General features: G+C 72.7%; 21 protein-coding genes and 1 pseudogene. 21 read left to right on the forward strand and 1 reads right to left on the reverse strand.

Going from position 1 to position 20,316, the window contains the following annotated elements:
- The first annotated feature begins 1 nt into the window (after window position 1).
- The 7 genes and pseudogenes from menB (at window position 2) to ACL02T_RS34175 (ending at window position 5,450) form a co-directional block, all read left to right on the forward strand.
- Window positions 2–811, forward strand: a complete 810-nt coding sequence (menB, locus tag ACL02T_RS34145) for a 1,4-dihydroxy-2-naphthoyl-CoA synthase (RefSeq protein ID WP_412834963.1) — start codon at window positions 2–4, stop codon at window positions 809–811.
- Between the two features lie 16 nt (window positions 812–827).
- Entirely contained in the window at window positions 828–1,607 is a 780-nt protein-coding gene (locus tag ACL02T_RS34150; RefSeq protein ID WP_412834964.1) for an enoyl-CoA hydratase-related protein, read from the forward strand.
- Window positions 1,608–1,624: 17 nt separating this feature from the next.
- Entirely contained in the window at window positions 1,625–2,683 is a 1,059-nt protein-coding gene (locus ACL02T_RS34155; RefSeq protein ID WP_412834965.1) for an LLM class flavin-dependent oxidoreductase, read from the forward strand.
- A 37-nt stretch (window positions 2,684–2,720) separates the two neighbouring features.
- Window positions 2,721–3,527 (forward strand): annotated as a pseudogene (locus ACL02T_RS34160) (enoyl-CoA hydratase/isomerase family protein).
- Window positions 3,528–3,719: 192 nt separating this feature from the next.
- Window positions 3,720–3,905, forward strand: coding sequence for a Clp protease/crotonase-like domain-containing protein (locus ACL02T_RS34165; protein WP_412834966.1), 186 nt, complete (start codon window positions 3,720–3,722; stop codon window positions 3,903–3,905).
- Between the two features lie 91 nt (window positions 3,906–3,996).
- Entirely contained in the window at window positions 3,997–4,620 is a 624-nt protein-coding gene (locus ACL02T_RS34170; protein ID WP_412834983.1) for a phosphotransferase, read from the forward strand.
- Entirely contained in the window at window positions 4,617–5,450 is an 834-nt protein-coding gene (locus ACL02T_RS34175) for an oxidoreductase (protein WP_412834967.1), read from the forward strand. The genes ACL02T_RS34170 and ACL02T_RS34175 overlap by 4 nt, the downstream gene beginning before the upstream one ends.
- Before the next feature lie 144 nt (window positions 5,451–5,594).
- On the opposite strand, the gene ACL02T_RS34180 is transcribed toward ACL02T_RS34175, so the two are convergent.
- Window positions 5,595–6,491 (reverse strand): PaaX family transcriptional regulator, encoded by an 897-nt coding sequence (locus ACL02T_RS34180; RefSeq protein WP_412834968.1) that lies wholly within the window; start codon window positions 6,489–6,491, stop codon window positions 5,595–5,597.
- A 227-nt stretch (window positions 6,492–6,718) separates the two neighbouring features.
- Here ACL02T_RS34180 and ACL02T_RS34185 point away from each other — a divergent pair, with 227 nt between their 5' ends.
- The 14 genes from ACL02T_RS34185 to ACL02T_RS34250 all read left to right on the forward strand — a co-directional run bounded on the left by ACL02T_RS34185 (window position 6,719) and on the right by ACL02T_RS34250 (window position 20,253).
- Complete coding sequence (locus ACL02T_RS34185) at window positions 6,719–8,053, forward strand: MFS transporter (protein ID WP_412834969.1); 1,335 nt, start codon at window positions 6,719–6,721, stop codon at window positions 8,051–8,053.
- Window positions 8,050–8,709, forward strand: coding sequence for an EthD domain-containing protein (locus tag ACL02T_RS34190; protein ID WP_412834970.1), 660 nt, complete (start codon window positions 8,050–8,052; stop codon window positions 8,707–8,709). Before ACL02T_RS34185 ends, ACL02T_RS34190 begins: the two co-directional genes overlap by 4 nt.
- A 32-nt stretch (window positions 8,710–8,741) precedes the next feature.
- On the forward strand, window positions 8,742–9,977 hold the full coding sequence (locus tag ACL02T_RS34195; RefSeq protein WP_412834971.1) for an acyl-CoA dehydrogenase family protein: 1,236 nt from the start codon (window positions 8,742–8,744) through the stop codon (window positions 9,975–9,977).
- Window positions 9,978–10,046: 69 nt separating this feature from the next.
- On the forward strand, window positions 10,047–10,832 hold the full coding sequence (locus tag ACL02T_RS34200) for an enoyl-CoA hydratase-related protein (RefSeq protein ID WP_412834972.1): 786 nt from the start codon (window positions 10,047–10,049) through the stop codon (window positions 10,830–10,832).
- Window positions 10,829–11,620 carry an enoyl-CoA hydratase/isomerase family protein gene (locus ACL02T_RS34205; RefSeq protein ID WP_412834973.1) on the forward strand — a complete coding sequence of 264 codons (792 nt, stop codon included), beginning with the start codon at window positions 10,829–10,831 and terminating at the stop codon, window positions 11,618–11,620. Before ACL02T_RS34200 ends, ACL02T_RS34205 begins: the two co-directional genes overlap by 4 nt.
- Before the next feature lie 11 nt (window positions 11,621–11,631).
- Complete coding sequence (locus ACL02T_RS34210) at window positions 11,632–12,687, forward strand: phosphotransferase family protein (protein WP_412834974.1); 1,056 nt, start codon at window positions 11,632–11,634, stop codon at window positions 12,685–12,687.
- Window positions 12,684–13,451: an SDR family oxidoreductase gene (locus ACL02T_RS34215; protein ID WP_412834975.1), complete on the forward strand. Its 768-nt coding sequence runs from the start codon at window positions 12,684–12,686 to the stop codon at window positions 13,449–13,451. The genes ACL02T_RS34210 and ACL02T_RS34215 overlap by 4 nt, the downstream gene beginning before the upstream one ends.
- A gap of 36 nt (window positions 13,452–13,487) precedes the next feature.
- Window positions 13,488–14,249, forward strand: coding sequence for an SDR family NAD(P)-dependent oxidoreductase (locus ACL02T_RS34220; RefSeq protein WP_412834976.1), 762 nt, complete (start codon window positions 13,488–13,490; stop codon window positions 14,247–14,249).
- 25 nt (window positions 14,250–14,274) lie between these two features.
- Window positions 14,275–15,951 (forward strand): class I adenylate-forming enzyme family protein, encoded by a 1,677-nt coding sequence (locus ACL02T_RS34225; protein WP_412834977.1) that lies wholly within the window; start codon window positions 14,275–14,277, stop codon window positions 15,949–15,951.
- Entirely contained in the window at window positions 15,948–17,117 is a 1,170-nt protein-coding gene (locus ACL02T_RS34230; RefSeq protein WP_412834978.1) for a 2-hydroxyacyl-CoA dehydratase subunit D, read from the forward strand. The genes ACL02T_RS34225 and ACL02T_RS34230 overlap by 4 nt, the downstream gene beginning before the upstream one ends.
- A 29-nt stretch (window positions 17,118–17,146) precedes the next feature.
- Entirely contained in the window at window positions 17,147–18,472 is a 1,326-nt protein-coding gene (locus tag ACL02T_RS34235; protein WP_412834979.1) for a 2-hydroxyacyl-CoA dehydratase subunit D, read from the forward strand.
- A 10-nt stretch (window positions 18,473–18,482) separates the two neighbouring features.
- Window positions 18,483–19,370: an acyl-CoA dehydratase activase gene (locus ACL02T_RS34240; RefSeq protein ID WP_412834980.1), complete on the forward strand. Its 888-nt coding sequence runs from the start codon at window positions 18,483–18,485 to the stop codon at window positions 19,368–19,370.
- 20 nt (window positions 19,371–19,390) lie between these two features.
- Window positions 19,391–19,822: an FAS1-like dehydratase domain-containing protein gene (locus ACL02T_RS34245; RefSeq protein ID WP_412834981.1), complete on the forward strand. Its 432-nt coding sequence runs from the start codon at window positions 19,391–19,393 to the stop codon at window positions 19,820–19,822.
- A complete protein-coding gene (locus ACL02T_RS34250) occupies window positions 19,819–20,253 on the forward strand; it encodes a MaoC family dehydratase (protein WP_412834982.1) in 435 nt (144 codons plus the stop codon). The genes ACL02T_RS34245 and ACL02T_RS34250 overlap by 4 nt, the downstream gene beginning before the upstream one ends.
- The last annotated feature ends 63 nt before the right edge of the window (window positions 20,254–20,316 follow it).

A 20,316-nucleotide genomic window follows, 5' to 3' on the forward strand; every position in this document is an offset into this window, starting at 1 on the left:
GCTGGGCTACACCGACATCCGTCTCGACCACTCGGGGGACGGCATCGCGAAGATCACCATCTGCCGTCCGGAGGTGCGCAACGCCTTCCGGCCGCAGACCCTGATCGAGATCTCCGACGCCCTGACCCGCTCCCGCGAGGACGCCTCGGTCGGCGTGATCGTGTTGACGGGGGAGGGCCCGGACGCCTTCTGCTCGGGCGGTGACCAGCGCGTCCGCGGCGACACCGGTTACCTCACCGAGCCGGGTGCGGCGGGCGCGGTGGGGCGGTTCCACGTGACGGACCTGCACGTGCAGATCCGACGGCTGCCGAAGCCGGTGGTCGCGATGGTCGCCGGGTACGCGATCGGTGGCGGGCACGTCCTGCACCTGGTGTGCGACCTGACGATCGCCGCGGACAACGCACGGTTCGGCCAGGTGGGCCCGAAGGTCGGCTCGTTCGACGGGGGGTTCGGCGCCGCCCTGCTCGCGCAGCAGGTCGGGCAGAAGCGTGCCAAGGAGTTCTGGATGCTGTGCGAGCAGTACGACGCCGTCGAGGCCAAGGAGATGGGCCTGGTCAACGCCGTCGTGCCGCTGGCCGAGCTGGAGTCCGAGACGGTGGCGTGGTGCCGCCGGATGCTGACCCTGTCACCGATGGCGCTGCGGCTGTGCAAGGCGAGCTTCCACGCGGCCGAGGACGGGATCTCGGGCATCCAGCAGCTCGCCCACGACACCAACCTGCTCTTCTACGCCACCGAGGAGGCCCAGGAGGGCCGCGAGGCGTACAAGGCGAAGCGCACCCCGGACTTCGAGCGCTTCCCGCGGCGCGCCTGAACGAGAGGATGAGCCTGTGAACTCCGACAGCAGAGTGGTCACCTGGGAGGACGCCGCCGAGGGCGTGCTCGTCGCCACGATCGACCACCGCCCTGCCAACGCGCTGGGCCCGCCGATCATCGACGGCCTGACCGCGCTGCTCGACGAGGTCGAGCGCCGCGACGTCCGCGTCGTGGTGCTGACCTCGGCCATCCCCGGCTTCTTCGCCGCGGGCGCCGACATCAAGCACATGGGCACCGTCGACGCGGAGTCCTTCACCGCCTACGGCGACCTGCTGCGCGGTGCCGTCGAGCGGCTGGCCGCGGCGGACGCGATCAGCATCGCGGCCGTCGAGGGCGTGGCCCTCGGGGGTGGGCTCGAGCTCGCCATGGCCTGCACCATGCGGGTCTCGGGGGCGGACGCGAAGTACGGCCTGCCCGAGGTCAAGCTCGGCCTGATCCCCGGGGCCGCGGGCACCCAGCGGCTGCCGCGGCTCGTGGGCCGCGGCCGGGCGCTGGACATCATGGCGACCGCCCGGCAGGTGCCGGCGGACGAGGCGAAGGCCATCGGTCTGGTGGACCGGCTCGTGGCGGCGGGCGGCGCGCGGGACGCTGCCGTCGAGCTCGCCGGGCAGCTCGCCCGGATCTCCCGGCCCGCGCTCGCCGCCGTCATCCAGACCGTCGACGCCGCGTTCGACCTGCCCTTCGACGAGGGCAAGCGGTACGAGGTCGAGCAGATCCAGGGCCTGTTCGAGCACGGCGAGGCCCGCGAGGGCATCACCGCCTTCCTCGAGAAGCGCGCCCCGAAGTTCGCGTGAGTGGAGGACCGGCGACGATGCTGGACACCGGGTACGGCCTGACCGTCTTCACCGCCGGTCACGGACCGGACCGCTTCCGTCGCGCGGGCGAGATCGCCTGCGCGGCGGAGGCGGCCGGGTTCTCGGCGGTGTGGGTCAGTGAGCTGTACAACCGCTCCGCCACGGTCCCGATGGCGGCCCTCGCCGCGGCGACCGAACGGATCCGGATCGGCTCCAACATCGCCTACGGCGCCGCCCGCTCGCCCATGATCCTGGCCGCGGAGGCCCGTGACCTCGACGAGCTGAGCGGCGGCCGGGTCGTGCTCGGGCTGGGCAACGGCACGCCGGGGATGATGCGGAACTGGATGGGCGCCGACGGCGCCGCCCCGGCCGCCCGGATGGAGGAGCTCGTCACGGCCCTCCGGACGCTGTGGCGGCTGCACGAGGGCCCGGTCGCGCACGAGGGCCGCTTCTACTCCTTCGACATCACGCCGACCATCCCCACCACCCCACCGCTGCAGGACCCGCTGCCGATCTGGACCGCCGGGGTCAACCCGCTCATGGTGCGGGCGGCGGGTCGGGTCGCGGACGGGCTCGTCGGGCATCCGATGATGACCGGCCGCTACGTCACGGAGATCCTGCGACCCGAGCTCGCCCGCGGTGCCGCCGAGGCGGGCCGCGCGGTGGAGGTCGCTGTGTCCGGCACCCGTATCTGTTCGGTGGACGCGGACGAGCAGGCGGCCCGCGAGCGCGCCGCCTTCGCGATCGCGCAGTACGCGGCCGCCCGCGTCTACGACCGGCTGTTCGCCCTGCACGGTTGGTCCGGGGCACAGGAGCGGATCCGCGCCGCCGCCAAGGCCCGCGATCTGTCGGCCATGACCGCCGCCGTGACGGACGAGATGGTCGACGAGATGGCCATCGCCTGCCGCCCGGAGGACCTGCCCGGGCTCGTCGCCCGCCAGGCGGAGCACTTCGACCACCTGAACCTGACCGCCCCGCCGTGGGGGCTGGAGCCCGAGCAGGCCGAGGACGCCACGCGCCGGATCGTCGCGTTGCTCGCCGCACCCGCGCCGGCCGCGGGCGTGGGCTCCCGCTGAGACCGGCCCCGTCAGAGCCCGATCGAGAGGACTCCCCATGCCAGCCACAGCGCCCACGACCTTCCGGCTGGAGCGACCGCGCGAGGGCGTGGTCGTGCTGACCCTCGACCGGCCCGACACGTACAACGCGATGAACGCGACCATGTTCGCGGAGCTGGAGACGACCGCCCGCGAGCTGGACCGCGAGCCCGGCCTGCGGGTCGTGGTGCTCACCGGGGCGGGCAAGGCGTTCTGATCGGGCTACGACTTGGCGGACGCGGAGCAGCTCGGGGGGCTCGGCGCGCTCGGCATGCTGGACCTGCAGGAGAGCGCCGCCCGTGCGGTGAGCGGGATCCGGAACATCCGGGTCCCGGTGATCGTCGCGGTGAACGGTGCCGCCGCGGGTGGCGGGCTGGCGCTGGCGTTGGCCGCCGACATCCGGCTGGCCTCGCCGCGGGCGAAGTTCACCGCGGCGTTCGTCAAGATCGGCCTGTCGGCGGGCGACCTCGGGACGTCCTGGCTGCTGCCGCGGCTGATCGGTCCGGCCGCGGCGGCGGAGTTCGCCTACACGGCCGGGATGATGAACGCCGAGGACGCGGAGCGCAGCGGCCTGGTCAACCGGGTGGTGCCCGAGGACGAGCTGCTGCCCGCCGCGCTGGAGATGGCCGAGCAGATCTGTGCCAACTCACCCGGCGGGGTGCAGCTGTCGAAGCGCGCGCTCCACGCCAACATGGAGGTGACCTCCTACGCCGCGGCGCTCGAGCTGGAGAACCGCGGGCAGGCGCTTCTGACCCGCACCGCCGACATGACCGAGGCGCTCGACGCGTTCCGTGCCGGGCGTGCGCCCGCCTTCCGGGGGAACTGATGACCGCGACGTCGTCCGAGCCGCTGCTGCGGCTGGAGACCCTCCTCGTCGAGCTCCGCGAGGATGGGGTCGCCCTGCTGATGGTGAACCGGCCCGAGCGGGCCAACTCGCAGACGGTCGCGATGTTCCACGAGTTCAACGACGCCGCACTGGTGCTGCGGGACAGCGGTGCCCGGGCGCTGATCCTGCGCGGTGCCGGGGAGCGCGCGTTCTGCTCGCTCCAAGCAGGCGCCGCTGCGCAACCGGGAGATCTCCTCCTCTGCCGCGGCGCTGGAGCTGGAGAACCGTGGCCAGGCGCTGCTGACCCGCGCCGAGGACATGCCCGAGGCGCTGGCCGCCTTCCAGGAGCGTCGCCCTCCGAACTCCACCGGGAGATGAGCGCATGACCCTCGCCGACGTGCACATCCCCGATCCGGGCTTCGGCCCGCAGGACGACCTGCGCCACTGGCCCGCCGAGCCGGGCGGGCGGATGCGGGACTCCCACCGGCCCGCGGCGGGCTCGCCGCCCGGCGCGCACGACGTGCTGCGCGAGGCCCGGCTGCTCGCGGGACTGGCCCCCACCGGCGTGCCGGTGCCCGCGGTGCTGGCCACCGCCGAGGCGGGCGAGGTGATCGACAGCCCGCTCTCTGTGATGAGCCTCGTCGCGGGCCCGGTCATCACCACCTCGACGCCGCCGGAGCTCACCGGCCGCGGCCGGGAGATCGGGGAGTCCATGGTGGACACCCTCCACCCTGGGCGACCCCCTGTTCGACGTCGGCTACTTCCTCGCGAGCTGGCCGGAGCACGGGGAGCCGCTCACCCCCACCGCAGCGATGGGTGCCGCCGCGCTGGAGCCGGGCTACCCGACCCGGGCCGAGCTGGCGACGCGCTATGCCGCGCGCACCGGTCGGGACCTGTCGGGTCTGCGCTGGTACACCGCGATGGCGCTGTGGAAGCTGGCGGTGCTCTTCGAGTACGGCCATCGTCGCACCGTCGCCGGGTACGGCGACCCGTACTACGCCGACCCCGCCCTGGTCGGCTCCTTCCTCGCTGCAGCGGCCCGCGCGGCGGGCCTCGCCGAGCGGTAGCGGCGTCGGAGATGATCGAGTCATGACGACATGGTTGATCACAGGGTGCTCGAGCGGTCTGGGCCGGGAGCTGGCGCGCACGGTGCTGGCGCGCGGGGACTCGGCGGTGGTGACCGCCCGGGACCCGGGCGCTGTCACGGACGTGTGCGCGCCGTACCCGGACCGGGCGCTGGCCGTGGCGTTGGACGTCACGTCCCCGGAGCAGGTGCGGGAGGCCGTGGCGCGTGGGGCCGAGCGGTTCGGCGGGATCGACGTGCTGGTCAACAATGCCGGGTACGGCTACCGGGCCGCGGTCGAGGAGGGCGTGCCCGCGGACGTCGCGCGGCTGTTCGCCACCCACGTGCACGGGCCGGTCGACCTCGTGAAGGCGGTGCTGCCGGGGATGCGCGCGCGCCGCTCGGGCACGATCGTCACCGTGTCGTCCATCGCGGCGCGCTCCTCGGCCGCCGGGTCGGGCTACTACGCCGCCGCCAAGGCGGCGATGGAGGCGCTCACCAGCTCGTTGCGCGTCGAGGTCGCCCCGCTGGGGATCGCGGCGTTCTCGGTGGAGCCGGGCGCCTTCCGCACGGACTTCGCCGGCCGCTCGCTCACGCAGGTTGCCGACCCCATCGCGGACTACGCCCCGACGGCCGGGCTGCGGCGCAAGGAGAACGACACCACGGACGGCACCCAGGCGGGGGACCCGGCCCGCGCCGCCGAAGCGATCATCGCCGCGGTCGAGGCCCCCGAGCCCCCGAGGCTGCTCGTTCTGGGGACGGATGCCCGCACCAGGTTCGCCGAGGTGCTGGCGGAGCAGCAGGCCGACCTCGACGCGTGGGCCGCGGTCGGCGCGGGCACGGACTTCGCGGCCGGCTGAAGTCCCCGCCGCCCGGGCGGGTCAGGCGGACCGGGCCGTGCTGCCGACCTCGGACAGCGTCACCGCAGGCGCCGGCGGACGGGAGGGAGTGCTCCCGCGGCGCGCGGGTACGGCGGTGCTCACCCCGCCGCTGAGCGGACCCGGTCAGGACGACGGGCTCCGCCGCCGGGCAGGCGGCGCGGTCTCCTCGACGATCTCGCGGAAGCGCTGGTGTGCCGGCCCTGCCCAGGCGGCCCGGCGGGCCCGGAACACCGCGGCGGCCTCGCGACCCACCCACTCCGGCTGCAGGGTAGCCGGGAGCTGCGGGTCCAGGCGCATGAACCGCTGCTGCAGGTTGAGCAGCTCGAGATAGGCCGTCAACACCTCGTCGGGGGTCTGGGGGCCGGGGTCCTCGGCGTCCTGTTCGAGGAACCGCCGGTAGGCGGCGTCGAGGTCGGTGAGGTCCCACGCCCTGGCGACCAGCTCGGCCTCGGAGAGGCCGAGGTCGACGGTCCGTCCGGTGACCGCCACCGAGGTCTGCTCCAGCTCGAGCAGGGAGATGAGCTGCGTCAGGTCCGCCGCCCGCTCGGTGTGCGGGGTGATCCAGACCCCGACGGTGGGGTTGCCGAAACCGAGCCAGCCCAGCCCGCCGTAGAGCCGCTTGCGGATGGTGCGCCGCTCCTCCGGGACGTTCACGTTGAGCACGAGCCAGCGGCCGTCCCAGCGCCGGTCGTCGTTGAGGAACGCCTTCACCCGCCGTACACCCTCGTCCACGAGGGCCTGCCCGCGGGCGTCGAGCGCCCACCGGACGGCACGACCGTCTCGCACCCGGAAGAGCCAGCCGGCCCGCGTGGAGCGCGCGAGGAGCTGACGGCAGGCGTGGTCCTCGATGCCGAGCCGGGCGAACACGGGCAGCAGCGCGTTCGTCCGAACGCCACCGGGCTCGTCGGGCACCAGCTCGCCGACCACGGTGAGCAGCATCGACCGCGCGCTCGGTGGAGGCAGCGGGGGCTGCCGCGGCGGTGGCGCCGCGGCGATCGGAGCTCGGCGGTCGTCCGTCACGCCTCAATCGTCGCCGATCTCGCGGGAGCCGGAAGCGGGGGGTCGCGCCCGCCTCCTTCATCTTGTATGGTTTCGATGCGGTCCTTCCCGAAGTTGTCAAAAATCAAGGCTTCGGTGTGGTGAGCACGGCACGGCGGGCGAGGCCCGCGATCAAGGGAATGCACGTCCTCAACGTTGTCGGCAGCAGCGGGCGCAGTGTGGTGCGCCCACCTTCCCTGGAGGCATGAATGACTGTCGGAGTACGCACTTCGACGCCCGGTAGGGCAGCAGCGGCGAGTTTCGTCGGGAGTCTGACCGAGTACTACGACTTCTTCATCTACGGCACCGCCGCGGCACTGGTGTTCAACGGGCTGTTCTTCAGCAACCTCTCGCCCGCGGTCGGGACCCTGCTCGCCTTCGCGACCTTCTCGATCGGATACCTGGTCCGACCGGTCGGCGGGATCGTCTTCGGGCACATCGGCGACCGCTACGGGAGGCGCCGGTCGCTCCTGATCACCCTGCTGATGATGGGTCTGGGGACCTTCCTCATCGGGTGCCTGCCGACCTTCGCGCAGATCGGGCAGGCCGCTCCGATCCTGCTCATCCTGTTTCGTCTGATCCAGGGTCTCGCGGTCGGTGGCGAGCTCGGGGGTGCGGTCGGGATGGCCGTCGAGCACGCGCCGCGTCACCGGCGGGGCTTCTTCGGGTCGTTCTCCATGGCAGGCGCCTTCGCCGGGCTGGTCCTGTCCTCCGCCGTGGTCGGGCCGCTCACCCTGATGTCGGACGAGGCCTTCCTGGCCTGGGGCTGGCGGGTCCCGTTCCTGGCCAGCGCCGTCGTCGTCGGCATCGGGTTCGTCATCCGGCGCAGCGTGGACGAGCCGGAGGTCTTCGAGGAGTCGGCCCGGCAGGGACGCCTTGAAGCGCTTCCTCTGGTGCCCACCGTGCGGCGGTACTGGCGCGAGGTCCTCACGATCCTGATGATCTGGTCCGGTCCGAACACCATCCTCTACCTGGTCACCGTGTTCGGTCTGTCGGTCGCGACCACGGCCTACGGGGTGCCGCGGACCACGATGCTCTGGCTGGTGGGCATCGCGGCCACGGTGCTGGTGATCGCGGCCCCGCTGTGGGGCGCGCTCTCCGACCGGATCGGGCGGAAGTGGCTCCTGGCGGTGGGGGTCCCGGTGGAGGGCGCGTTGCTGTACCTGTTCTTCCTCTCCCTGCCGACCGGCAACCCGTGGATCATCCTGGTGACGATGACGCTGCTCCTCGGGCTGGGGCACGGGATCATCACGGGGGCGAGCCCGGCCTTCTCGGTGGAGATGTTCCCGACCGAGCTGCGGTGCACCGCGGTGTCGCTGGGCCAACAGCTCGCCTCCGTGGTCGGCGGCCTCGCGCCGGTGATCGCCGTGGGGCTGTCCGCGGGCGGTCGGGGCTTGATGCCCATCGCGGTCTACGTGAGCGTGCTCTGCGTGCTCGGCGCGATCTCCGTCGTGTTCCTGGTGAAGGACATGACGGGCTCCGACCTGCGGGCCACCGACCGGGAGCCCGGCGGCGAGGTCTCGTCCGACGCGGCGGTCGCATGACCGACCGCAAGCTGTTCGCGCTGCTGGTGCGCCGCCCGGACCTGTCCCGGACTGCGTTCTCGGCCCACTGGCGAGACGTCCACGGTCCCTTCGCCCTGCGGATCCCCGGCCTCCGCCGATACGTGCAGAACCACGTGCGGGACTGGCCCGGGCCCGCGGTGGAGCCGCCGCCGGTGGACGGCATCAGCGAGGCCTGGCTGGACATCGACGGGCCCGAGGACGGTACCGGCGGGCTGCACGCCGACCCGGCCTACCTCCGGGGCGCGCGTGCCGACGAGCCGAACTTCCTGGACCAGACCCGGCACGACTACCTGCGGGTGACCGAGGAGCCGGTGCTCGACGGCGCCGCGGAAGGGCTGAAGGTGGTCCTGCTGGCTCGGCGGCGGCCGGAGGCCGAGCCTCGCCGGTTCGCCGCGGCATGGTCCCCGGCGGACGCGGAGCGGCGTGTGCCGGGCCTGACCCGGTGCGTCCGTAACACGGTGGTCGGCGCGCCCGGTGGGTCTCGGCCCGCCTACGACGCCGTCGACGAGCTGTGGTGGGCGGACCGCGAGTCCCTGTGCGCCGCACGGGCCGACCCCGCGGTCTGGGACGCGCTCTGCCGCACCGAGGTCGCCGAGACCGAGGCGGTGCACACGCACCCGGTCGTCCTGCGATGACCGCGGACGACCACGACGAGAGGAGGGGCCCCGTGACCGACGGATCCGGTGAGGACGGCCTGCGCGTCCTCGGGGCGGTCCGACGCTTCATGGACCAGCACGTCTACCCGAACGAGGAGCGCTTCTACGCGGAGCTCGACGAGGTGGGGCCGTACGGCCACCCGCCGGTGCTCGAGGAGCTCAAGGCCAAGGCGGCGGCCGAGGGCCTGTGGAACCTCTTCCTGCCCGACCTCCAGCCGGGGCACGCCGGCGTCCGACTGTCCAACATGGACTACGCGCCGGTGTCCGAGGAGCTCGGCAAGGTGTGGTTCGCCTCCGAGGTCTTCAACTGTCAGCCGCCGGACTCGGGCAACGCCGAGATCCTCCACCACTTCGCCACCTCGGCCGTGCAGGAGCGGTGGTTGGAGCCGCTGCTGTCGGGGAGCATCCGCAGCGCCTACTCCATGTCCGAGCCGGACGTCGCCTCCTCGGACGCGACGAACATCGACCTGCGGGCCACGCGCGACGGCGACCACTACGTGCTCAACGGCCGCAAGTGGTTCAGCTCCGGGGCCAAGTCCGAGCGGTGCGCGCTGCTCATCGTGATGGCCCGCACCGACCCCGACGCGCCGCGGCACCGGCAGCACTCCATGTTCGCGGTGCCGCTCGACACCCCGGGGCTGGAGTTCGGCAGGCTCCCCACGGTCTTCGGCTACTCCGAGCGCGGCGGCCACCCCGAGGTGATCTACCGGGACGTGCGCGTGCCGGTGGAGAACCTGCTCGGCGAGCAGGGCGGCGGCTTCGCCATCGCCCAGGCCCGGCTGGGTCCGGGCCGGATCCACCACTGCATGCGGGCGATCGGGGTCGCCGAGCGGGCGCTCGGGCTCATGGTGACCCGGTCGTTGCAGCGCACGACCTTCGGGTCGACCCTGGCCCACCGCGGGGTGATCCAGCAGTGGGTGGCCGAGTCACGGATCAAGATCGACATGGCGCGCCAGTACGTCCTGCACGCCGCCCGGCTGATGGACACCGTCGGGAACAAGGCCGCCGCCCAGGAGATCGCAGGCATCAAGGTGGCGATCCCCGAGATCTGCTTCGAGGTGGTCGACCGGGCGGTCCAGGTCCACGGCGCCGCCGGGGTCACACAGTACACCCCGCTGGCGTACATGTACGCCAAGATGCGCACCCTTCGCCTGGCCGACGGCCCCGACGAGGTCCACAAGATGTCGATCGCGCGCCGCGAGTACCGCCGCGTCGACCCCGATTTTCGGATCAGTGGTCCCGCGTAGTCCTTGCGACTCCAGGAGTCGCGTTTCCCTACTCGAATGAATCCCCGTGAGAAAGGCAGTGCAGAACGAATGGAATACCAGGACATCACCTATGACGTCGATGGTCCCGCCGCGGTCATCACGATCAACCGCGCGGACCGGATGAACGCCTTCCGGGCCACCACCACCGAGGAGATGATCCACGCGTTCAAGCGCGCGTGGGCGGACCGGAACGTGCACGGGGTCATCCTGACCGCCGCGGGCGACCGCGCCTTCTGCGTCGGCGGGGACGTGAAGCAGCGGGCCGAGACCGGTGACTACGGGCCCACGTCGAACGGCCTGTTCGAGGGCACCTACCTGCAGAAGCTGATCCGGGACATCCCGAAGCCGGTGATCGCGGCGGTGAACGGGATCGCGATCGGCGGCGGGCACGTGCTGCACGTCATCTGCGACCTGTCGATCGCGGCCGAGCACGCCACGTTCGCCCAGAGCGGTCCGCGCGTCGGCTCCTTCGACGCCGGTTTCGGCGCACTGTTCCTCGCTCGGGTCGTCGGGGAGAAGCGGGCCCGGGAGATCTGGTTCCTGCTCGACAAGTACACGGCCCAGGAGGCGAAGGAATGGGGGCTGGTGAACAAGGTCGTGCCGAAGGAGGAACTGTTGCCCGCGGCCAAGGAATGGGTCGCGAAGATGGCCGACTACAGCCCCACCGCGCTGCGTTTCCTCAAGAAGGCGTTCAACGCCGACACCGAGCACCAGGCCGGCATCGCCCTGCTCGCCGAGGCCGGTCTGGACACCTTCGCGAAGTCCGAGGAGGCCATGGAGGGGGCGCGTGCCTTCGCCGAGAAGCGCAAGCCCGACTTCGCCAAGTACGCGTGAGCGGCGGCGGTGCGGTGAGCTCGTCGGCGGTGGAGGTGTCCTCGTCGGACGACGGGGTGTTCGTGGTCCGGATGGCGAACCCCCCGGTCAACGCGCTCGCACCCGAGCTCCTCGACGGCCTGGACGAGGCGCTCGACCTCGCGGAGAAGGACGGGGCCCGGGTCGTGGTGATCGCCTCGGCGGTGCCGCGGTTCTTCGCGGCGGGCGCCGACATCAAGACGATGGTCGACGTCGACCGGGACGGGTTCGTCGCCTACGGGCTGCGGCTGCGGTCGACCGTGGAGCGGATCGCCGGGTTGGACCGGCCCACGATCGCGGCCGTCGAGGGCAGTGCGCTCGGCGGCGGGATGGAGCTCGCCCTGGCCTGCTGTCTGCGCGTGGCGTCCCGGACCAGCCGGGTCGGGCTGCCCGAGGCCAAGATCGGGTTGATCCCGAGCGCCGGGGCCACCCAGCGGCTGCCCCGCTACGTGGGCCGGGGGCGGGCCCTCGAGCTGATGCTCACCGCGCGCCCGGTCGGGGCCGAGGAGGCGCTGGCCATCGGCCTGGTCGACCGCGTGTGTGAGCCGGGGGAGGCCGCGGCCACGGCGGTGGAGCTCGCGGGCGCCATGGCCGCCCTGTCGATTCCGGCCCTGATGGACGTGATCGCCCTGGTCGACTCCGCCTCCGAGGTGCCCCTCGCCGAGGGGCTCGCGGGCGAGGTCACCCGGGTCGAGGCCCTCTTCGACGGTCCGGACGCCCGCGAGGGCATGCGGGCCTTCCTCGAGAAGCGGAGCCCGGATTTCCGATGAAGGGAGCAACGATGACCGAGACGACGGCGGGACACGCGACCGTCGGAACCGCCGGCGGACCGCCGGGTGTGGACCTCGCTGCGCTGCGCGCCCACCTCGACGAGCACCGACCGGGGCTGGTGACCGGGCCACTGCGGGCCACGCTGCTGGTCGGGGGACACTCCAACCTGACCTACGAGGTCGCGGACGGGGCGTCGCGCTGGGTGCTGCGGCGCCCGCCGCTGGGGCAGCGGGACGCGCGGTCGCACGACATGGGGCGCGAGGCCCGGGTCATGGGGGCGTTGGCGGACAGCGCGATCCCGGTGCCCGGGGTCGTCCACCACTGCGCCGACGCCGCGGTCCTCGGCGCGCCCTTCTACCTGTCGGAGTTCGTCGAGGGCACGGTCTATCGCACCACGGAGCAGACCGCGAGGCTCGGCGCCGAGCGCGCCCGGGAGGTCTCGTTCGCGCTCGTCGACGTGCTCGCCGACCTGCACGCGGTCGACGCCGAGTCGGCCGGGTTGGGTGACTTCGGCCGGCCCGCCGGGTTCCTGCAGCGCCAGGTCGCCCGCTGGACCGGGCAGGCCGAGACGGTGCTGGCGGACGTCGAGGGCGTGGCAGTGGTCGTCGACCGGCTCCGCGCCGAGATGCCGGACACCGAGCGCTCCGCGGTGGTGCACGGGGACTATCGGCTGGACAACGTCCTCACCTCCGCCGACGGCCGGGTCGCCGCCGTCCTGGACTGGGAGCTGGCCACCCTCGGCGACCCGCTGACCGACCTCGGCCTGCTCCAGTGCTACTGGGACGGCGTCGAGAACCCCGGCGGGGACACCATGCGCAAGGGGATCGACCCCGCGCTGGGCTTCCCGCGGTTCGCCGAGCTCGCCGACCGCTACGCGGAGCGGGCCGGGCGGGCACCCACCGGTCTGTCCTGGTACACCGCTTTCGGCTACCTCAAGTTGGCCGTGCTGCGCGGACACATCCACCGGCGCTTCCTGGCCGGGCACACCCCCGAGGGCTTTGCGGACGTCGGGGCGCTGATCACCCCGCTCGTCGCGCAGTCCCGCCGGACCCTGGAGTCGACGTGACGGGGGCGTTCGAGGGCCGGACGGCGCTGGTCACGGGCGGCAGCCGCGGCATCGGGTTCGAGATCGCCCGCGAGCTGCTGGCGCGCGGGGCGAACGTCGCGATCACGGCCCGCAAGACCGAGTCGCTGGCCGAGGCCGAGGCTGCGCTGGAGGACCCGGTGCTCGGCGGGGACCGGCTGCTCCTGGTCCAGGCGGACGTCCGGGACGCCGAGGCTGCCGCCGAGGTCACGGGCAAGGTCCGGGAGCGCTTCGGCCCGCTCGGGATGCTGGTCAACAACGTCGGCGCGAGCCCCTACTACGGTCCGCTGCGGGACGCGTCGGCGAGCGCCGTGCTGAAGACCTTCGAGATCAACGTCGCGGGCTGCCTCGCGACCATCCAGAGCGCCTGCCGGGACGGGCTCACCGAGACCGGCGGAGCCGTGGTGAACGTGACCTCGATCGCCGCCCGGCACAGCGCCGCGAACCTCGGCGTGTACGCCATGTCGAAGGCCGCGGTCGAGCACCTCACCCGCCAGCTCGCGCTCGAGCTGGCGCCGGACGTCCGGGTCAACGCCGTGGCGCCGGCCATGATCACCACTCAGTTCTCCGAGGCCCGGCTGCGCGGGGACGTGGACGCGCTGCGGAGCCGCTACCCGATGCGGCGGTTCGGCCGGCCGGACGACGTCGCGCCCGCCGCCTGCTTCCTGCTCTCCGACGAGGCCGCCTGGATCACCGGCGAGGTCCTCTCGGTGGACGGCGGCGCGACCAAGGTCGACCTGGGCTGATCCGCCCCCCCATCACACACACGAAGGAGTGTCGACGTGAGTACCGAGAAGCGAGTCGCCCTGGTCACGGGCGGCGGCCGGGGCATCGGCCGCGGGATCGCGGAGGGCCTGGCCGAGGACGGCTTCCACGTCGCGGTGGTCGACCGCGACGAGGCGACCGCGGCCGAGGTGGCCAAGGCGCTGCAGGACCGCGGGCTGGCCGCGTCGCACCACGTGGTGGACGTGACCGACGGCGCGGGCGTCCGGGCGGTCGTCGCCGAGATCGAGACGACGGCGGGTCCCGTCCACGTGCTGGTCAACAACGCCGGGTTCGACGAGCACCTCCCGTTCGTGCAGACCGACGAGGAGTTCTGGGGCCGGATCCTCGACGTCAACTTCACCTCCGCGCTGCGGTTCGTCCGCGCGGTGCTGCCGGGGATGACCGAGCGCGGCCGGGGTCGGATCGTGAACATCGGTTCGGACGCGGGGCGCGTCGGCTCGTCGCTGGAGGCGGTCTACTCCGGAGCGAAGGGCGGCATCATCGCGTTCACCAAGACGATCGCCCGGGAGGCCGCCCGCGCCGGGGTCACCGCCAACACGGTCTGCCCGGGACCGACCCGGACGCCGGCGTTGGAGAGCGCCATGAACCAGCAGGAGAGCGCGGACGCCGTGATGAAGGCGATGGTCAGGGCCGTCCCGATGCGCAGGCTCGGCGAGCCCGCCGACATCGCCGCCGCCGTCCGCTTCTTCGCGAGCGACGGCGCAGCATACGTCACCGGCCAGACGCTGTCCGTCAGCGGCGGCCTCACGATGGCCTAGACACCGGTCGGCGACGGGGAGCGACATGACCACCACCCACACGACGCGCACACCCTCCCGTACGGCGTCCCTCACCGACTCGTACTGGCCCGCCGACCGGTCGCGGGACGTCGACGACACCCTGACCGTGGGGCGGCTGCTGGCCCGGGTCGCCGCGCAGGTGCCGGACCGGGTCGCCCTGGTGGACGGCACACCGGACCCGGCGGGGCGGCGCCGGTGGACCTATGCCGAGCTGCTGGAGGCGGCGACGGCGGCGGCCCACGCGCTGCTCGCGGAGTTCCGGCCGGGCGAGGTCGTCCTGGTGCTCGCGCCGAACTCGGCCGAGTGGGTCGTCCTGCAGCTGGGAGCGGGACTGGCCGGTCTGATCCTCGCCCCCGCCAACCCCGCCTACCGGGAGCGGGAGATCGAGCACGTGCTGCGGCGGTCCGCGGCGGCCGGGGTCGTCGTGGCGCCGGAGTATCGCGGCCACGCCCTCCACGAGACCGTCCGCGAGCTGGCGCCGCGCATCCCCTCGATCCGCGCGGTGTGGCGGTTCGACGAGTGGACGGCGCGCGCGTCGGCCGGGGGCCGGGGCACCCAGGGCACCCTGCCCGAGGTCGACGCCGCCTCCGTGGCGCAGATCCAGTACACCGGCGGCACCACCGGGTTCCCCAAGGGCGTGCTGCTGCACCATCGCGGCATCTGCAACACCCCCGACCTGGTGCTCGAACAGTGCGGGATGCGGCCGGCGGACACCTGGCTCAACGCGATGCCGCTGTTCCACGTGGGCGGGTGCGTCACCACCGGGCTCGGCATCATCGCCCGGCAGGGCACCCACGTCGTCGTCCCGGAGTTCGACCCGGCCCTCGTCCTGGACCTGATGGAGCAGGCGCGGGCGAACATCGGCCTGTTCGTGCCGACCATGCTGATCCGGATGCTCGACCACCCGGACCTCACCCGGCGGGACATGTCCGGTGTGCACACCCTGGTGTCGGGCGCGGCGCCGGTGCCCGCCGAGCTGGTCCGCCGGACCAAGGCGGCCTTCGGCTGCGGCTTCACCAACATCTACGGCCAGACCGAGGTCTCCGGCGTCATCACCACCACCCGGGTGGACGACTCCCCGGAGGACCAGGCCTGCACGATCGGCAGCGCCGTCCCCCAGGTCGAGATCAAGATCGCGGACCCGGTCGACGGCGGTGTCGTGCCGCTGGGAGCCGAGGGCGAGATCTGCGGGCGCGGCCACCAGATGATGGTCGGCTACCTGGACGACCCGGTCGCGACGAGCGCCGCGCTGGACGCCGACGGCTGGCTCCACACCGGCGACCTCGGCTCGATGGACGAGCGCGGCTACCTCCGGATCACCGGTCGGCTCAAGGACATGATCATCCGGGGCGGGGAGAACATCTCCCCGCGCGAGGTGGAGGACGTGCTGTTCGAGCACCCGGACGTCGCCGAGGTGGTCGTGCTCGGCGTCCCGCACGCGGAGCTCGGCGAGACGGTGGCCGCGGTGGTGCGCACGGTCCCCGACTCGGCGCTCACCTCCGCGGACCTGACGGCCTACTGCCGGTCCCGCATCGCGCGGTTCAAGGCGCCGTCGTCCTGGTTCTTCGTCGACCGGTTCCCGACCACTCCCGCGGGCAAGATCCAGAAGTTCGCCCTCCGGGACCAGATCATGGGCGGCGCCCTCGCTCCTGCACCGCCCGAGGAAGGACAGCGCGTATGAGCGACGCGGTGAGCCCGCTCGCGGAGATGGCCGAGGCCGCCGAGGATCCGGCCGGGTACGCGCAGCGGTGGAAGGCCCGGACCGGGCGGCCCGCCGTGGGCGTGCTGCCGATGAACTTCCCGGCCGAGATCGCGCACGCCGCGGGCGTGCTGCCGGTGGTCGTCCAGGAGGACCGGAACCCGATCACGCTGGGGAACAACCTGCTCAGCGAGTTCAACTGCGGGTACTCCCGCAACCTCGCCGACCAGGCTGCCACCGGCAGGCTCGACGTCTTCGACGCGATCTTCATGGCCGACCACTGCATCCAGCTGATCGGTGCCGCCGACGTCATCCGGGAGCTGTCGGACCGCCCCTTCCACTTCGGCCAGCTCATCTCCTCGATGAACGACCCGTGGACGGCGGACCGGGTGCGGATCACGCTCGCGGACTTCGTCGAGCAGATGTCCGCGTTCGCGGGCGTCGAGGTCACCGACGAGCGGCTGGCCGGCAGCATCCGCGCCTACAACCGGGGGCGCGGGCTGCTGCGCAGGCTCTACACCGAGCGCCGGGACGGCGACGCCCGCTTCAGCCCGACCGAGCTGCAGACCATGGTCAAGTCGAGCATGGTCATGCAGCGCGAGGAGCACACCGCGCTGCTGGAGGCGCTCGTGGCGGAGTCGGCCCCGGCCTCCCGCGACGGTGGCCGGATCCGCGTGCACCTGTCCGCGCACCTGTGCCACGCGCCCAAACCGGAGCTGCTGGAGCTGATCGAGGAGAGCGGCGGGACCGTCGTCGACGACGATCTGTTCCACGGAGTCCGGCACGTCTCGACGGACGCGGACGAGGACGGGCCGCCGCTCGACGCCCTGGTCTCCCAGTACCTCCGCCGGAACCGGGCGGTCCCGTGCCCCACCCGGGCGCAGTCGGACGTGGACTGGGACTCCTACCTGGTGGACGCCGTCCGGCGCAGCGGTGCCGAGGCGGTGATCTCGCTGATGGTCAAGTACTGCGAGCCGCACATGCTCTACCTCCCCGAGGTGCGCAAGCGGCTCGATGCGGAGGGGGTGCCGCACCTGCTGCTGGAGACCGAGCACGAGGGCATGCCGCTGGAGACCATGCGGACCCGGATCGAGGCGATGTTCGAGCAGGTCAGGCTCACGCGGGCGCGAATGCGCGCGTCGGTGTGAGCCCGACCGCTCGGGGAGGAGGACACGACATGGTGGACACGCTGGAGAACAAGTCGAACCGGCTCCGGACGACGGGCCGGGGCGGTGAGCTCGTCGGGGCCTACTGGGACGACCTGTTCAGCGCGCGGGAGCGCGGCGCGCAGGTCGTCTGGTACAACGGCCACGCCCTCAACCCGCTGTTCCAGGCGGCCGGGATCTCCTGGTGCCACGGCGAGGCCTTCTCGGCCCGGCTGGCGGCGCAGCACCTGGAGGCGCCCGCGCAGCTCGCCGGCGAGGAGTACGGCTACGTGAACGAGCTGTGCTCGTACTCCCGGACCCACCTGGGGTGCGCGGTGCTCACCAGCGGAACGGGGGCGGAGGAGTCGGGCATCGTCGGCACGGTCGACCGGCGGGAGCTGGCGAGCAGGCTCCCGCAGCCGGACTTCTTCGTCAACGGCTACCAGGGCTGCAGTACCGGGCAGCAATGGGACCAGATGTCCTACCGCGTCCTCGGCAAGAAGGTCCCGATCTTCACGCTGTCGCTGCCGTTCATGTTCGGCAGCAAGCCGGACGCCGGCTACCTCGTGGGCCAGGAGTGGGAGGAGGCCACGACCTTCGTCGTCGACCAGCTCCGGAAGCTGATCGACTTCCTCGAGGCCCAGACCGGGCGCCCCTTCGACCACGACCGGCTCGGCGAGGTGATGACCTACATCAAGGCGGCCTCCGAGCTGCGGCGCGAGGGCATGGAGCTGTGCCGGACCTCGCCCGCCCCGGCCACCTACTGGGACTGGGTCGCGAGCATCGCGCACATCAACTTCATGCCCGCGGAGGAACGGCTGGTCGACTACTTCCGCGACGTGCGGGACGAGGTCGCGGACCGGCTCGCCCGCGGGGAGGCCGGCGTCGCGAACGAGCGGTACCGGCTCTACTTCGACGGCATCATGAACTGGAACAAGCTGGGCTGGCTCGCCCGCAAGTTCGCCGACGTCGACGCCTCGGTCATCTGCGGCCGCTACACCCACCAGAACTTCTGGCAGGAGCCGCAGCTGATCGACCCCGCGGACCCGCTGCGCGGCCTCGCCCAGCACTACCTGCTGTGCTCCAACAGCCAGGGGTTCAAGACCCTGAAGCGGGCGATGCTCTCCGACTGCGAGGACTACGCGATCGACGGCGTGCTCTTCCACGCGTCCCGCACCTGCCGGGCGTACACCAACCACCAGCACCTGCTGGCCAGGGTGGCGGAGGACCAGGCGGGGCTGTCGACCGCGTTCTTCGAGGGCGACATCGCGGACGAGGCCTTCTACAACGACGAGATCCTCGAGACCCGGCTGGCCGCGCTGCTGGAGACCATCGACGCCCGGCGGGCCCGGGTGTGAGGAGGCCGTCGTGAGCTCGCACGTCGTGGGCGTCGACCTCGGGTCGACGTCGGCCGAGTGCGTCGTCGTCGACGAGCGGCGAGAGATCGTCGCGACCGCGGTGGTGACGACCGGCACGGTCAGCCGCAAGGGCCTACAGCGCGCCCTCGACGAGGCGCTCGCGCAGGCGGGGATCGAACGTTCGGCGGTCCGGGCGGTCGCGGCCACCGGGTACGGGCGACGGCTGGTCCCCGGGGGATCGGACTTCGTGTTCACCGAGATCAGCGCGCACGCCCGGGGGGTCGCCGCGCTCTTCCCCGGCATCCGGCTGGTGGTGGACATCGGCGGCCAGGACACCAAGGCCATCCATGTCGACACGGCGGGGCGGGTCGAGCGGTTCGCCATGAACGACCGCTGCGCCAGCGGCACCGGCCGCTTCTACGAAGGCCTGGCCGACGCCCTGGAGATCGAGGTCGAGGAGCTCGAGGAGCTCGCGAGCCGGGGCACCGCGAACCTCGCGATCAGCAACCTGTGCGCGACGTTCGCGGTCACGGAGGTCATCGCCCTGCTGGCGAAGGGCCACGATCCCGCCGACATCGCCGCCTCCGTCCACAAGGCCGCGTCCACCCGCACCCTCGGGCTCATCGGCCAGGTCGGGCGGGCGACGCCGGTGGCGCTCACCGGAGGCGTCGCGCGCAACACCGCGGTGGTCCGGGCCCTTGCCGAGGCGCTCGACGTCGAGCTGCTGGTCCCCGCGGACCCGCAGATCACCGGCGCCTACGGAGCGGCCCTGCTGGCAGTCGAGTCGCTCGACGGGGTCGCGGTGCCGTCCGCGGCGGAGGAGGAGTCCGTGCAGGTCCGGGCCGAGTCCGACGCGACGGACCTGCCGATGACGCTGCCGTCCGGGCGCGTCGTCTGACACCGAGGAGAGGAGCAGCGGTGGAACGCGAGGTCGATGTCGTGGCGTTCGACGTCGAGCGGGGCAAGATCCGGGAGTTCGCGCGCGCCACCCGGGCGGCGGACCCCGTGCACACCGAGCGCGCCGTCGCGCGGGACCGGGGCCACGCCGACGTCGTCGCCACCCCGACGTACGTCGCGGTCAGCCTGCACTACCGCGACCAGCGGGAATGGGTCGCCGCGCTCGGGCTCGACATCGAGCGGACGATGGTGGGCAGCGTCCGCTGGACCTACCGGCGTCCCCTGGTGGTCGGGGACGCGATCGTGGGGCGGCGGCGCGTCGTCGCGGACGAGCGGCGCCACGGGACCGGTGGCGAGTTGCGCCTGGTCACCCTCGAGACGGACTTCGTGGACGCGACCGGCGACACGGTCGTGACCCAGCAGGACGTCGTCGTCGAGCGGCCCGCCCGGTGAGCGCCGACGTGTCCGTGGCGGCGGGCGACACGCTCCCGCCCCGCGAGGTCGACCCGCTCACCCAGACGGACGTCCTGCGGTTCGCCGGGGCGTGTGGTGACTTCAACCCGCTGCACCACGACCCGGCCCTGGCCGCGCGCGCCGGGTTCGCGGCGCCGGTCGTGATGGGCCAGCTGACCGCGGGGATCGTCGCGGCGTGGGTCAGCGACTGGTGCGGCGTCGAACATCTGCTCGACCTCGAGGTGCGCTTCCGGGCCCCGGTCCTGGTCGGCGACACCGTGCTGCTGACCGGCGAGGTCGTCGAGATCGTCGCCGGCGAGGACGGCCGGACGACGGCACGGCTCACGCTCGAGGCCGCGACCGACGACGGGGTCGTCCTCACCGCTCGTGCGGCCGTCGGCCTCGTCACCGCCCGACCCCGACCCGACTGACCTCGCGCTCCTCAGCCGCGCTGGGCCTTCGCCGCGGCGCTGGCGGCCTTGCTCTTCTCCTTC

This window comes from Pseudonocardia oceanicola (assembly GCF_047200735.1).
GTDB lineage: Bacteria > Actinomycetota > Actinomycetes > Mycobacteriales > Pseudonocardiaceae > Pseudonocardia.